Annotated in this window: 10 protein-coding genes and 1 pseudogene; 5 read left to right on the plus strand and 6 right to left on the minus strand. The window is 60.7% G+C overall.

Annotation, left to right across the window (positions count from 1 at the left end):
• Positions 1-160: 160 nt before the first annotated feature.
• Positions 161-433, minus strand: coding sequence for a DUF1652 domain-containing protein (locus PMI35_RS07295; RefSeq protein ID WP_008063632.1), 273 nt, complete (start codon positions 431-433; stop codon positions 161-163).
• A 260-nt stretch (positions 434-693) separates the two neighbouring features.
• On the opposite strand from PMI35_RS07295, the gene PMI35_RS07290 reads away from it, so the two are divergent.
• Both PMI35_RS07290 and PMI35_RS07285 read left to right on the plus strand, forming a co-directional pair.
• Positions 694-1,509, plus strand: a complete 816-nt coding sequence (locus PMI35_RS07290) for an AraC family transcriptional regulator (RefSeq protein ID WP_008063635.1) — start codon at positions 694-696, stop codon at positions 1,507-1,509.
• A 50-nt stretch (positions 1,510-1,559) separates the two neighbouring features.
• On the plus strand, positions 1,560-2,966 hold the full coding sequence (locus PMI35_RS07285; protein WP_008063637.1) for an NAD(P)/FAD-dependent oxidoreductase: 1,407 nt from the start codon (positions 1,560-1,562) through the stop codon (positions 2,964-2,966).
• A gap of 25 nt (positions 2,967-2,991) precedes the next feature.
• Here PMI35_RS07285 and PMI35_RS07280 read toward each other — a convergent pair whose 3' ends face one another.
• Positions 2,992-3,651: an MliC family protein gene (locus PMI35_RS07280; protein ID WP_008063638.1), complete on the minus strand. Its 660-nt coding sequence runs from the start codon at positions 3,649-3,651 to the stop codon at positions 2,992-2,994.
• 98 nt (positions 3,652-3,749) lie between these two features.
• Positions 3,750-3,974, minus strand: coding sequence for a YgdI/YgdR family lipoprotein (locus tag PMI35_RS07275; RefSeq protein WP_008063639.1), 225 nt, complete (start codon positions 3,972-3,974; stop codon positions 3,750-3,752).
• Positions 3,975-4,184: 210 nt separating this feature from the next.
• Between PMI35_RS07275 and PMI35_RS07270 the strand changes: the two genes are divergently transcribed.
• From PMI35_RS07270 to PMI35_RS07255, 3 genes and pseudogenes are all read left to right on the plus strand, one after another.
• Positions 4,185-5,837, plus strand: a complete 1,653-nt coding sequence (locus PMI35_RS07270; protein ID WP_008063640.1) for a VRR-NUC domain-containing protein — start codon at positions 4,185-4,187, stop codon at positions 5,835-5,837.
• A pseudogene (locus PMI35_RS35670) lies at positions 5,834-8,264 on the plus strand (ATP-dependent DNA helicase). Before PMI35_RS07270 ends, PMI35_RS35670 begins: the two are co-directional and overlap by 4 nt.
• 7 nt (positions 8,265-8,271) lie before the next feature.
• Positions 8,272-10,191 (plus strand): hybrid sensor histidine kinase/response regulator, encoded by a 1,920-nt coding sequence (locus PMI35_RS07255; RefSeq protein WP_008063644.1) that lies wholly within the window; start codon positions 8,272-8,274, stop codon positions 10,189-10,191.
• Between the two features lie 166 nt (positions 10,192-10,357).
• Here PMI35_RS07255 and PMI35_RS07250 read toward each other — a convergent pair whose 3' ends face one another.
• The 3 genes from PMI35_RS07250 to PMI35_RS07240 form a co-directional block, all read right to left on the minus strand.
• A complete protein-coding gene (locus PMI35_RS07250; protein WP_008063645.1) occupies positions 10,358-10,834 on the minus strand; it encodes a hemerythrin domain-containing protein in 477 nt (158 codons plus the stop codon).
• 204 nt (positions 10,835-11,038) lie between these two features.
• Positions 11,039-12,388: a cation:proton antiporter gene (locus PMI35_RS07245; RefSeq protein WP_008063646.1), complete on the minus strand. Its 1,350-nt coding sequence runs from the start codon at positions 12,386-12,388 to the stop codon at positions 11,039-11,041.
• A gap of 215 nt (positions 12,389-12,603) precedes the next feature.
• Positions 12,604-13,461 carry an SDR family oxidoreductase gene (locus PMI35_RS07240; protein ID WP_008063648.1) on the minus strand — a complete coding sequence of 286 codons (858 nt, stop codon included), beginning with the start codon at positions 13,459-13,461 and terminating at the stop codon, positions 12,604-12,606.
• Between the last annotated feature and the right edge of the window lie 189 nt (positions 13,462-13,650).

A 13,650-nucleotide genomic window follows, 5' to 3' on the forward strand; every position in this document is an offset into this window, starting at 1 on the left:
CAAAGCCTTTTGCTTACTTTTTGGCGTTTGAAAAAGTGAGTCGCCGTAAGGGCGAAACCCTAAGTTGCCGTTACCGCAGCAATGGATATGTACTCCGCAATCGAGCCTGGAAAAACAAAAAGCCCACATTATCGTGGGCTTTTGGACGGTACACCTGCCGTCAGGCATAACTCCTGAAGGCCACCGGAGGAACGAACGCTTCGAGTTCATCCTCCACGGCTTCGATTATTCGCTCGACGTCGGCGGCGTTCATGACCGTCGAGCAGGGGATACCGGCGATGGCGATCATGGTCTCGCCACTGGCCCGATCAAACAAACGGGCAATCATGCTGCCCGGGGCGTCCATGCTCGCCTCGAAACCCATGGGATGAAAATGCCAGCGCATCAGCTGGCAGGCATTTGGAAAAGTGACCTTGCTGAACCCTTTATTCATGTGTTGCCCGCCTTCTTCATCGAGCGCTTCCGTTAGCTCAGGTTAGGAGGGAGGAGCCTTCATTGGCTCAACCATTGACAGTCTTTAAAAGTAGCACCTGGATGTGAAAAAAATGTGGATTTTTCAGGCCGTTTGGCAATTGTTGAGATTTTTTTGATTCAGGTCACACACGCCAACGTTTGCGCAACCGCCAGCTCCCATCTGTCATTGAAGGCGCGGGCAAACTTGGGCAAGCTCGGCGCTTTTCGACGAGACCTTACATGCACGCCGAAGATGATGGCCCGCTGCAAACCCAGGCCACGGGCGAGACGGTCATGCGCTACCACCTGCGCTGGAAACACCGCGACCTGGACGGGGTCATGGCGCTGTTTCACCCTGATGTCCAATACAGCGACTTTTTCCAGAACCAAGTGATGGGACTGGCGCAGCTGCGCGACTATGTGCAAAGCAGCATGCCCCGCGACCCGGATGAAGCGCTGGAACACTCGGACCGCATCCGCCTGGACGGCAACACCGCATTCATCCAGTACCGCATCACCCTGCGCGGCGGAGAGGGGCTGGTGTCGTTTCGCGCCAGCGAAGCGATCACCGTGAAGGACGGGCTGATCTGGCGCGTCAACGAATATGCTTCACTGGTTCACGAACAGCCAACCGACGAAAAAACCGGCATCCCGCGCCCGGCGGTCAGTCGGCTGGGCTTGTCGCCGCGTCAGTTGAGCTTCATGGCCAACGACCTGCAGCAGTACTTTCTACGCCAGCAACCTTATCTCGATCCGCAGCTCGACTTGCAACGGGTGGCGCAGGAGTGTGGGTACAGCCGCAATCAGATGTCCTATCTGCTCAACCAGGTGCTGGGCCAGAGCTTCTATCGCTACGTCAACCAGGCCCGCCTGCAGCACCTGCTCAACGCACTGGACAGTGCCATGCCAGCAGCGCGCATCGACGAACTGGCGTTTGCCGCCGGGTTCAATTCACTGTCGGCGTTCTACAGCTGTTTCCGCCAGCACACCGGCCTGTCGCCCAAGGCCTACGTCAAACAAATTTCCTTGCGTGCACGCGCGCAAGACAACGCCTGAGCCCGCGCATTAGGATCCAGGCCATCGAAGTCTGAGTGGCGGAGTCTGGCATGTCGGCGTGGCGTACTATCAGTTTGTGGATGGATCAACTCGACGAACCTTTACTGTCGCGTGCGGCGCTGGAACAGGATCTGGACGTCGACGTCGCCATCATTGGCGCGGGGTACACCGGGCTTTGGACCGCGTACTACCTCAAGCGCCAGGCGCCCGACCTGAACATCGTCATCATCGAGGCGCAAACCGCCGGTTTTGGCGCCTCGGGGCGTAACGGCGGGTGGTTGATGGGCAATCTGCTGGGCGAAGACCGGCTGCTCGCCGCTTCGTCACCCGAGCAACGTCGTGCCTCTTACGATTTGCTGCATGACATCCCTGATGAAGTAAAAAATGTCATCGAACGTGAAGGCATCGACTGTGATTTTCGCAAAGGTGGCGCGCTTTACTGTGCCGCTCGCTACCCCGAACAGGAGACCAGCCTGCGCCAGTACCTGGACGAGCTGTACAGCCAGGGCCTCAACGAAAACGACTACCGCTGGCTGAACCCGGAGCAGTTGGCCCAGCAGCTTCGCATCGCCAAGCCTTATGGCGCTATCCATGCGCCACATGTCGCGACCCTGCATCCGGCCAAACTGGTCCGGGGGCTGGCGCGCGCGGTCGAGCGCATGGGCGTGCGGATCTACGAGAGCAGCCCGGTGAATCATTGGCAGCCTGGCAGCCTGCGCACGGCCCAGGCTTCGGTGCGCAGCCGCTGGGTGGTGCCGGCGGTCGAAGGCTATTCGGCAAGCTTGCCGCCGTTGGGGCGTTATCAGTTACCGGTGCAAAGCCTGATCGTGGCCACCGAACCCTTGTCGGCCGCCACCTGGGAAGAGATTGGCCTGAGTGATGGCCAGGCGTTCGGCGAAAGCAGTCGCCAGGTGACCTACGGCCAACGCACGGCAGACAACCGCTTGATCTTCGGCGCCCGTGGCGGTTATCAGTTTGCCGGCAGGCTGCGCCATGACTTTGACCTGACGCGCAGCGAAATCGAATTGCGGCGTTATCTGTTCGGCGAATTGTTTCCACAGCTTCGCGATGTGCAGATCACCCATGGCTGGGGCGGCAACCTGGGCATGGCGCGCCGCTTCAAGCCGCACATGCTCTGCGATCCAGCCTGCGGCATCGCCTTGTCCGGCGGTTATGGCGGGGAGGGTGTCGGTGCCAGCAACCTGGGCGGCAGGACCCTAGCCGACCTGATCCTGCAACGCGACACCGAGTTGGTTCGTCAACCGTGGGTGATTGCCCGGGGCGGACTGGACGCGCTCAAGGCCTGGGAGCCCGAACCCTGGCGCTGGCTTGGCTACAACGCGATCATCCGCAGCTTCGTCCACGAAGACCAGACCCTGGCCAACCCGGCCAGTGCGCCCTGGCGACGCAAGTTCGCCAGCGGGGTCGCGGGGTTCATGGAAGGTTTCATGCAGTGAATGGTGTTGCCTTCGATGGGCGTGTTCAACTGACCGGTTCGACCGTGCACCGCATCGGACCTGCGCCCGGCATCTGCAGCAGCGCATCGTTGCCCTCTTGCCAGAAGCTTTGGCTGCCCCTGTAGTCGTTGCCCTTGTAAAGGGTTCCTGAAGGGCTCGACACCTGTTCCAGCGTGGTCGAGGTATTGGCCCATTTCAGGTACACCACAGCCGGTTCGACCGTGAAGTACGTGGCGGCCACCAGCGCGCCAAGCCCTGCGCAACGAAAAGCCTGCGGGCCTTCGGTGCGCCTGCTTGGATCCTTGGTCCGGGCAATCGCCGAGCCTTGGCGCAGCTGGTGCGCGCGCTCGGCATAGCGGCGCACCGTACACACCTTGGGATCGGCGTCGCTGGCGCACTGATCGCGGGCGAGCAGCCAAAAGCGCTGGTCGATCTCGACTTTGTCCGGCCGCGGCACCGAATGCTCGTCGGTGAGCGCCAGGCGATACAGCCGCGTCAGCTCGATATCCATCTGCGCCAGCCGGGCGTCGCGACAGATGAGCTTTTCAACGGGTTCCCTGGCCGTGGCGCAGTCGAAGCTGGTATTAAACGTTCGCGCGGGTGTCGCGGCGCTTGCACCGAGACTGATCGAAGCCCAGGCGCCGGCGGCGAGGAGGGAGGTCAAACGCGGCATGACCATTTTCATTTCGACACCATCATTCGGTCGCACTGGGTCTATCGCAGTGTAAGGCAGTGCTCGAAACCTGCCACATCAGGGGCGCGGAGCTAAAACGCTTCGCGGGCTCAGTCTTCCTGGCGAATCGTGGTCACTTCATCGGCCCTGACTCTGACCTTGGCCCCGGAAATATCCTCGAACTCGAAGAAACCGTCCTTGGTCTTGGTTTTTGGCATGTCCTTGGTCAAATACTGGGTACCGTTCTGCAGGGTGACCACCGTAGGCGTCGAGCAACCGGCCAGGGCGATAAAGGCCGCTACTGCCAGGGGAAACCCCAGATTCCTGATGTTCATAATCACCTCTCATTGTCCGAAAAAAACAGTGTGGCTGTCGCAAGCGAAACCAGCGCTCTGGCGATTGGTGCCATGCAACGGAAAAAAGTTCGATCCCTGAGGCAAAAAACCCTTATGGCGCCGCCGCTTATCCTTTTCCGTTTGCAAGAGGCAGGGCGATACTGGTATCTGTATGCATAACCAGTGCTCGCTCTTCATGGCCCATTTCCCGTGACCGCAAATCCGCTCGACGATCCGTTCTATTACCTCAACAACTTCATGCAAGTGCTTGATTGGCTTGAGCACCGCTATGCCGACGTGTTGAGCGACGAAGAGCGCCGCTTCATTCGCGACTTCAACCGCTTGCCTCGCCAGTCGCAGGCGCTGCTGGTCAGACTGGTCATGCGCAAGGGCATTCATTTCCGCGCCAGCAAGCTGCATTACGACGAGATCGGTGACATCGCCAGCGCCGCCCAACCGCTGCTGATGCTGGGCTGGCTCGACGAGCACCAGCCGTTACCGGTCGAGGTGCTATTCGAAGTGTTGCTCAAGGCGGAAATACTTCAATGCCTGGGTCACGCCATTGCTCAACCCAAAGGTAAAAAGACCGACTGGCTACCAGCACTGTCCGAGCATTTTGCGCACGCGCAATCCTTCAACGATTGGTGTCCGGCGTTGACCGACCGCTTGTTCAGCCTGACCATCATGAGCCTGTGCGACCGCCTGCGCTTGATGTTTTTCGGCAATCTTTACCAGGATTGGTCCGAGTTCATCCTGGCGGACCTGGGGATCTTCACCTACGAAAAAGTCGAGTTTTGCGCCGATTCCCGAGGCTTACGCAGCCGCGAGGACGTCGATGCCTGCCTGTTCCTCTACCAGTGCCAGCAGCTGTTCGAGGCCGGCGAGGAGGTGGCGGGCATCGTCGAGCAGATCAATAGCCTGGCGCTGAGCAATCCCTGGCTGCAAAGGCGTCGTGACAAACAGCTGTTCCAGATGGGCCAGGCGTGTGAGCGCGCCGGTGATTTCGCCAGCGCATTGACCCTCTACCGGGACTGCGCGTACCCCGGCGCGCGCTTGCGCATGATCCGTGTGCTGGAGCGCATCGGTGAGTACAAGCTGGCCCTGGACCTGGCGTGTCTGGCCGAACAGGCGCCGCAAAACGCCGCCGAGCAGCAACACCTGCTGCGTGTCCTGCCCAGGCTACGTCGCAAGCTGGGAGGGCCGCCGGTCAAGCGTCCGGCACCACGGCAGATGTTGCGCCTGGACCTGCAACTGAGCCGGACCGACCCCTTGTTGGCGGTGGAGGACTATGTGCAGGCCCACCTGGGCGAAGACTCGGCACCGGTTCACTACGTCGAAAACAGCCTGATCAACTCGCTGTTCGGCCTGCTGTGCTGGCCAGCCATTTTCGCACCGCTGCCGGGTGCGTTTTTCCATCCGTTCCAGCGCGGTCCGGTGGACCTGCTCAGCGAAGACTTCCATAGCCGCCGGGCCGAGTTGTTCCAGGCCTGCCTCGACGAACTCGACGACGGCCGCTACCGTGACACCATCCGTCAGCGCTATGCCCAAAAGTGGGGTGTGCAGTCGCCGTTCGTTTTCTGGGGCGTAATCAGCGACACGTTGCTGGAGCAGGCGCTGGACTGCTTGCCCGCCGAACACCTCAAGCACTGGTTCAACCGCTTGTTGCTGGACATCAAGGCCAATCGCGCGGGCATGCCGGACCTGATCCAGTTCTGGCCGCAGGAAAAAACCTACCGCATGATCGAAGTCAAGGGGCCGGGCGATCGCCTGCAGGACAACCAGCTGCGCTGGCTGGAGTTCTGCCATGAGCACCGGATGCCGATTGCCGTGTGCTATGTGCAATGGGCGGAGCAGGACGCTTGAGCTACAGCATCGCGGTACGGGCGTTGTGTGAGTTCACCGCCAAGGTCGGTGACCTCGACTTGCGATTCACCCCGTCGCCGACCGCGCTGGAAGGCATCGTCGGGCACCGCACGGTGGCGTCACGGCGCAGTGAGGGCTACCAGAGTGAAGTCGCCCTCGAAGGGACGTTTCAGGGCCTGAGGGTCAAGGGCAGGGCGGATGGCTACGATCCCGGGCAAAACTGCCTCGAAGAGGTCAAGACCTACCGTGGCGACTTGAGCAAGCAACCGGCCAACCACCGGCAACTGCATTGGGCACAGGCCAAGGTCTATGGCTGGTTGATGTGCCGCAAGCTCGACCTCGCGCAGATCAACCTGGCGCTGGTGTATTTCGATGTCGTCAGCGAAAAGGAAACCTGTCTGGTCGAGGCGTACAGCGCCACCGAACTCGGTCAGTTCTTCGAACACCATTGCGGACTGTTCCTGCACTGGGCCGAACAGGAAACGGCCCATCGCCAGGGGCGAAACCTTGCGGCACAACAGCTGGCGTTTCCCCATGCCGACTTTCGCCCGGGCCAGCGTCATCTCGCCGAATCGGTGTTCAAGGCCGTCAGCACCGGGCGTTGCCTGATGGCCCAGGCGCCCACGGGGATTGGCAAGACCATCGGCACCCTGTTTCCACTGCTCAAGGCCCTGGCGCCGCAGCAACTGGACAAGCTGTACTTCCTTACGGCGAAAACCCCGGGTCGCCAGCTGGCCCTGGACGCCGCGCAGGTTATCCTGGCCAGCGCCGGTGCACCGCCCTTGCGGGTGCTGGAGATGATTGCCCGGGACAAGGCCTGTGAACACCCGGACAAGGCCTGTCACGGTGAGTCCTGCCCGTTGGCCCAGGGCTTTTATGATCGATTGCCGGCGGCGCGCCAGGCCGCCAGCGAGCTGAGCCTGCTGAACCAGAACGCATTGCGCCAGGTCGCCCTGGAGCATGAGGTCTGCCCGTATTACCTGAGCCAGGAAATGGCGCGCTGGGCCGACGTGGTGGTTGCCGATTACAACTATTACTTCGATTTCAGTGCGCTGTTGTTCGGCCTGGCCCAGGCCAACAGCTGGAAAGTCGCGGTGTTGGTCGACGAAGCCCACAACCTGGTGGAACGTGGGCGGCAGATGTACAGCGCCAGTCTCGATCAATCGACCCTCGACGGCGTACGCAAAACCGCCCCCGAGGCGTTGAAAAAACCTCTGCAGCGGGTCAACCGCGAATGGAATGCCCTGCATAACCAGCAACTGGGTGCCTATCAGGCCTACGACAGGCCACCGGAAAAACTGCTCCAGGCCCTGTCATCGTGTAGCGCCAGCATCGGCGATTACCTGAACGACCATCCCCTGGGGCTCGACAGCGCATTACAGAGCTTCTACTTCGACGTGCTGCAGTTCTGTCGAGTGGCCGAGCTCTTCGACCAGCAGTACTTGTTCGACATCAGCAAGCGCGACCTCGAACGCAAGCGCAACCTCTCGCAACTTTGCCTGCGCAACGTGGTACCCGCAGGCTTCATCGGGCCGCGCCTGAGCGCTGCCCGCAGTACCGTGCTGTTCTCGGCGACCCTCAGCCCTCGCCATTACTTCGCCGATTTGCTGGGAACCCCAGCGAACACCGTCTGCATCGACGTCGAGTCGCCTTTCCATGCCGATCAGTTGCACGTACAGATCGTCAACCAGATCTCCACGCGTTTCGTTCATCGACAGGCATCCCTGGCGCCGATCGTCGAGCTGATCGCCCGGCAGTTCCTGCAGCGCCCGGGCAATTACCTGGCGTTCTTCAGCAGCTTCGATTACCTGCAGCAAGTGGCGCAGTTGCTCGCCGACCGCTATCCCGACATCGATCTGTGGTCACAGTCACGGGGCATGGCGGAGGCGCAACGCCAGGCGTTCCTCGAGCGGTTCACCGCCGATGGCCAGGGCGTGGGCTTCGCGGTGCTGGGCGGGGCATTTGGCGAAGGTATCGATTTGCCGGGCGCACGCTTGATCGGCGCGTTCATCGCCACCCTGGGACTGGCACAACTCAACCCCGTCAACGAACCTGTCGTCATTCCGATGTGCTCAGCGCTGAGGGTTTCGTGGCAAATGTCACGAGGCTGTCAGCGAGGTTCCATCGGGTAATCGACATAAATGCGGCGGACGGCTTATCAAGGATTTGATAAGCAAGCAGCGCATGTCGGCCATGTTTGGCGCAGGCTACGACTACACTTACCTGTTTCCCGGGGTGCAAAAAGTTGTGCAGGCCGCCGGCCGGGTGATTCGTACACAGCAGGATCAAGGCGTGGTGATGTTGATCGATGACCGGTTTGGCGAGAGCAAGGTCAAGCAATTGTTGCCACGCTGGTGGTCAATCGCGGCGACGGCTGTTCAAATGGATGGTTTATCGCATACTGCAGAAATACAGCACCCGATATGAGGGATCAATGAGAGAAGATCGAACCCGGGCCGGGAGCATTGAAGACAGGCGTCTGCGTCTGCTGATCGATGCGGTGGTTGACTATGCGATCTACATGATTGATCCCGATGGCATCGTTACCAGCTGGAACGCAGGGGCTCGGCGTTTCAAAGGTTACGAGGAGACCGAGATTCTCGGCCAGCATTTCTCGCGCTTCTACACCGAGGAAGATCGTCGTGCCGGTTTGCCCCAGCGGGCACTGGACACGGCGATGCGCGAGGGGCGTTTCGAGGGCGAAGGCTGGCGTGTGCGCAAGGACGGCACGCATTTCTGGTGTCATGTGGTGATCGATCCGATCTACGACCCGTCGGGCACGCTCCTGGGATTTGCCAAGATCACCCGTGACCTGACTGACCGCAAGATGGCCGAGGAGACCCTCAAGCAAAGCGAACAACAGTTCCGGTTGCTGGTGCAAAGCGTCACCGACTACGCCATCTACATGCTTGCCCCGGATGGCCGCGTGACCAACTGGAACCTGGGGGCCCAGCGCATCAAGGGTTACTTGCCCGAAGAAGTCATTGGCCGGCATTTTTCGATGTTCTACACCCCTGAAGACCAGGCTGCCGGCTTGCCAGGCCGGGCACTGGAGACTGCGAAGCGTGAGGGGCGTTTCGAGAACAAGGGCTGGCGGGTGCGCAAGGATGGCACCAGGTTCCTGGCCCATGTCGTGGTCGACCCGATCTGGGGGGACACCGGTACCTTGCTCGGCTTTGCCAAGATCACCCGCGACATCACCGAAGCGACCCAGGCGCAGCAGGCGCTTGAACAAACCCGCGAGGCGCTGTTCCAAGCGCAGAAGATGCAAGCCATCGGCCAGCTCAGTGGCGGGATTGCCCACGACTTCAACAATTTGCTGACCGTCATTCTCGGCAATCTGGAAATCGTGCGCAAACGCCTGGCCGACGACCCGAAAATAATCCGTTTGCTCGACAATGCCACCCAGGGTGCGTTTCGCGGCGTGTCCCTGACCCAGCGCATGCTGGCCTTTGCCCGCAAACAGGAACTCAAGTCCGAACCTGTGGAGCTCCCCGCCCTGGTTCAAGGGATTTCCGGGCTGCTGCGCAGCTCACTCGGGCCTTCGGTGGTCCTGGAAACCCGTTTTCCAGTGCAGATCGAGCCAGTCATGGCCGACGTCAACCAGTTGGAGCTGGCGGTGCTGAACCTGGCCACCAACGCCCGCGATGCCATGCCCAATGGCGGGAAAATCGTCATCAGTGCTTGCGCCGAAACCGTCGTTGATCAATCCCGATCGACTGCGCTGAAGGGACGTTATGTATGCCTGAGTATCACCGACACCGGCGAAGGAATGGATGAAGCGACACTGGCCTCAGCCATGGACCCGTTCTTCACCACCAAAGGGCTTGGCAAGGGCACCGGGCTGGGGTTGTCGATGGTCCATGGCTTCATCGAGCAACTGGGCGGGCGATTCATTCTCAAGAGCCAGAAAAACCAGGGCACTACCGCAGAGCTTTGGTTGCCCGTGGCTTCGGAAGGCTCGATAGCCGCCCCACTTCTTGATGAGCCGGCAGCGCCGGAAGTGCCTCGGCTGTGCATCCTGGTGGTGGATGACGACAGCCTGGTGTTGACCAGCACCTGCCTGTTGCTCGAGGACCTCGGTCACCGCGTGATCACCGCGACGTCCGGCGCCCAGGGCCTGGACCAGTTCGAGAACAATCCGGCGATCGATCTTGTCATCACCGACATGGCCATGCCGCACATGAGCGGTGCGCAACTGGCGGAGGCCATCCGCACGCGCAACCCCAGCATTCCGATTATCCTGGCCACCGGTTATGCCGAGCGCCTGGAAGGGTTTGCGGCCAGGTTGCCGCGGTTGTCCAAGCCGTTTACGCAGTTGAACCTGGTGGAGATCATCGCTTCGGCGATGTGACACCGACCTCTGTGTCACCGCATTTTTTTGTAGGAGCCTGCGGTGCGGCGATCCGACTTGCCGGCGAAGGCGTCCAAAAGACCGATGCAAGGCTTAAGGACCCCTTCGCCGGCAAGCCTGGCTCCTACAGGTTTTTCACCCGCCGCCGTTATTTTGCACCCAACCTTCAGGCCGCCATATGCGATCTGTCGTGTTCCTTTTTCAGACGGGCCTTGAGGGTCTCCATTTTTTCCCCCAGCTCATCCAGCACCGCTTTACCCAGCAGCTTCTTGGCCTGGGGAAACATCTCGGTCTCTTCCTCTTCAATGTGGTGTTCAAGCAATTCCTTGACCACTTTGACGCGCCCGGCGAACTCGGGCGTGGACGGGTCGGTGACTTTCAAATCCGGCAGCACCAGGGAATCCACGGTACGGTGTTCTTCCTTGGCTTCGTAATACATGACGTCCTGCTCTTTGCCCCCGGCTTCCTTGTAGGCCGGGTACAGGACGTCTTCTTCCAGACGGGTATGGATCGAGATTTCCATTTCCAGCTTTGCCAGCAGCTCGGCACGCTTTTTCAGGCCGCGTTCGGTTGATTCGCTCAGTTGGCTGAGGATGCCTTTTACGCGTTCATGATCGGCTTTCAACAGGTCTATGGCATTCATGGTTGAGACTCTCCAGGTTGAGGGCAGCTCGAACGGTTTTAACCGTAGGACACTCATCGTTGTGGAGCATTTGCCGTGCCGCTTTGGCGTCGCTGGAAAGATCATTAAAATCAATGAGATATAAGCGCTAATGGCCAATAGGGGCCATGCAGGCTGCATGAATCCCGGCTTTGATTCATGCACTTCGCCACGGGCAAGGATCGATCAGGCGGATGGCTGCTTTTGCCGTTCATAGTGGGCGAGGATCGGCTGGGTGCTGATCCCGTGAATCAAAATGCTCAGGGCCACCACGCACAGCGTGAGGTCGGTGCACAAGGTGGCCATCGACGGTGCCAGGTCGTGATTCAGGGCATAGAACAGGTAGTAGAAACTACCGATGCCGCGAATCCCGAACCACCCAATCAACAGCCGCTGCTTGACGTCAAGCAAGGTGCCCCAGGGTGCCAGCCCAACGATCAGCGGGCGGATCACGCAGAACAGCACCAGCGCAATCGGCAGCGCGCGCCAGTCCCAATGACCCACCAGCACCACCCCGAGCAACGTCACCAGGAACACCTCCATGGCCCGTTCCACCAGGCTGCCGAAAGACAGCATGTCGCCGATCATGATCCCGGCCGCCACCTGTGCTTCTTCCAGGTTCGTCACATCACCATGCACGGCGGCATCGGGCTCGACGTTCTGATGACCGACCACCGGCTGCACCAGGTGCTCGGCCGGCGTCTGCAAGTGCCCCATGGATTTGACCTCGGCCCGCCGCAGCCCCAGGCCCGCCGCGAACACCGACAGGAAACCGTAGCCATGCACCCACTCGGCCGCGACATACGCCAGGGCGATCAGGGCAAAGGTCAGGTAGTCGTTGGGCGACAGGGTGCTGTCGGCGTTCCTGATGCGCATCGACAACGTCAGGCGCCCGATCAACCGACCCATGCCATAGCCGACCAGCAAGCCAGCGGGCACCGCCCACAGCAGGCGCTTGAGCGCCCAGTCATCGAGCCAGGCGGTGGAAGCAGCGCTGCCTTGTTCGATCAACAGCAAGCCCAGGATTACGAAGGGAAAGGCAATGCCATCGTTGAGCCCGGCCTCACCGGACAGGCCGAAACGAACCGCGTCGACGTCCTTGGCATCGTTGACCTGTACCAGCGAGGCCAGTACCGGGTCGGTGGGCGCCAGAATCGCGCCGATCAGCAACGACGGCCCCCACGGCAGGTCGAAGGCGTAATGCAGCAACAGGCAGACACCGATGATGGTCAGGACCATGACCGGCCCCGCCAGCCCGAAAGCGACGCGCCATCTACGGTCTCTGAGGGGCAGACGCAGTTTTAGCCCGCAGACAAACAACGAAAAGAGCACCGCGACTTCCGTCAGGTGCTCCATCCAGAACGCGGCCTCCTTGATGTCCAGCCTGAGCCAGCCCAGCCCCGCCGGCCCGATGACCACCCCCAATGCCAGGCACACCGCCGAAGTGGTCACCGGCATCCATCGCAGGTATGACGAGGTCAGTGCCAGCGTCAGCAGCACGGCACCCAGCACTGCGACCCAGGCAATGAAGCTCATGGCCCGGGGATCATTGAGCGACGGTAGCGCGCAAGCACTGCGGCGCTGCTGCTTCCTTGCGAATATCCGCCCACGGAAAGTTCGGCTGAGTGAACCGTTTGACGACAGGTGCGGACATGACGATCTCCAGGTATCGAAAGGCCCGCCGGGGAGGGCCTATGCAGTATTGAGCGTTGGCGGTATGTCCTGGTTCCATTTTACAGGCACTTCGCGCATCACAGGATAGGCTTGCCCCCGGTCACCCCGAAACGCTGGCCGGTGATGTAGCTGCCTTCATCCGAGGCCAGCAGTACGTAGATCGGCGCCACTTCCACCGGCTGGCCCGGACGGCCGAGTGGTGTGTTGGCACCGAAGTTCTGCACCGTTTCCTCGGGCATGGTCGAGACGATCAGCGGCGTCCAGATCGGTCCCGGCGCCACGCTGTTGACCCGGATATTCTTCGGTCCGAGCATTTGCGCCAGGCCGGCGGTGAAGTTGGCGATCGCGCCCTTGGTCGTGGCATACGCCAGCAGGGTGGGGTTAGGCATGTCGGAATTGACCGAGCTGGTGTTGATGATCGAACTGCCGGGCTGCATGTGCTTGAGCGCCGCCTGGCAGATCCTGAACATGGCGGTGATGTTGACGTCGAAGGTCATTACCCATTCTTCGTCAGGGATGTCCTCGAGGTTGTCGTGGGTCATCTGGAACGCTGCATTATTGACCAGGATGTCGATGCGGCCGAAACGTTCGACCGTTTTCTCCACCAGGGCCCGGCAATGCACTTTGTGCGCCAGGTCGCCCGGCAGCAGCAGGCATTGGCGGCCGGCCTGTTCAACCCAGCGCGCGGTTTCCTGCGCATCTTCCTGCTCATCAAGGTAGGCCACGGCCACGTCGGCACCTTCACGGGCGAAGGCAATGGCCACCGCGCGGCCTATGCCGCTGTCGGCACCGGTAACCAGGGCGATCTTGCCGCTCAGTCGACCAGAACCTTTGTAGCTCTGCTCGCCACAGTCCGGGTACGGGTCCATTTTGCGCTGGGAGCCAGGGACGGGTTGGTGTTGTTTGGGGAAGGGTGGTTTGGGGTAGTTGTTCATTATTGATCTCCGCGTTCAAGGTTGGGGGCGGTCAAAGGGTTGACCCTGGCCTTTTGGGTGGAGTTCGGTTGGATGGCGGCCCATTGAAATCCTTGCTTGTTGTCGGAGTACATATCCATTCCTGCGGTAACGTCCACTTATGGTTTCGCCCTTACGGCGAGTCACTTGGAAGAGCCCCAAGTAACCAAG

Source organism: Pseudomonas sp. GM78 (assembly GCF_000282475.1).
In the GTDB taxonomy this organism is placed as follows: domain Bacteria; phylum Pseudomonadota; class Gammaproteobacteria; order Pseudomonadales; family Pseudomonadaceae; genus Aquipseudomonas.

What these genes read in the sequence shown, in the direction of transcription:
- PMI35_RS07295 (WP_008063632.1), bottom strand. Translation starts at nt 433, where the DNA reads ATGAATAAAGGGTTCAGCAAGGTCACTTTTCCAAATGCCTGCCAGCTG.
- PMI35_RS07290 (WP_008063635.1), top strand. Translation starts at nt 694, where the DNA reads ATGCACGCCGAAGATGATGGCCCGCTGCAAACCCAGGCCACGGGCGAG.
- PMI35_RS07285 (WP_008063637.1), top strand. Translation starts at nt 1,560, where the DNA reads ATGTCGGCGTGGCGTACTATCAGTTTGTGGATGGATCAACTCGACGAA.
- PMI35_RS07280 (WP_008063638.1), bottom strand. Translation starts at nt 3,651, where the DNA reads ATGAAAATGGTCATGCCGCGTTTGACCTCCCTCCTCGCCGCCGGCGCC.
- PMI35_RS07275 (WP_008063639.1), bottom strand. Translation starts at nt 3,974, where the DNA reads ATGAACATCAGGAATCTGGGGTTTCCCCTGGCAGTAGCGGCCTTTATC.
- PMI35_RS07255 (WP_008063644.1), top strand. Translation starts at nt 8,272, where the DNA reads ATGAGAGAAGATCGAACCCGGGCCGGGAGCATTGAAGACAGGCGTCTG.
- PMI35_RS07250 (WP_008063645.1), bottom strand. Translation starts at nt 10,834, where the DNA reads ATGAATGCCATAGACCTGTTGAAAGCCGATCATGAACGCGTAAAAGGC.
- PMI35_RS07245 (WP_008063646.1), bottom strand. Translation starts at nt 12,388, where the DNA reads ATGAGCTTCATTGCCTGGGTCGCAGTGCTGGGTGCCGTGCTGCTGACG.
- PMI35_RS07240 (WP_008063648.1), bottom strand. Translation starts at nt 13,461, where the DNA reads ATGAACAACTACCCCAAACCACCCTTCCCCAAACAACACCAACCCGTC.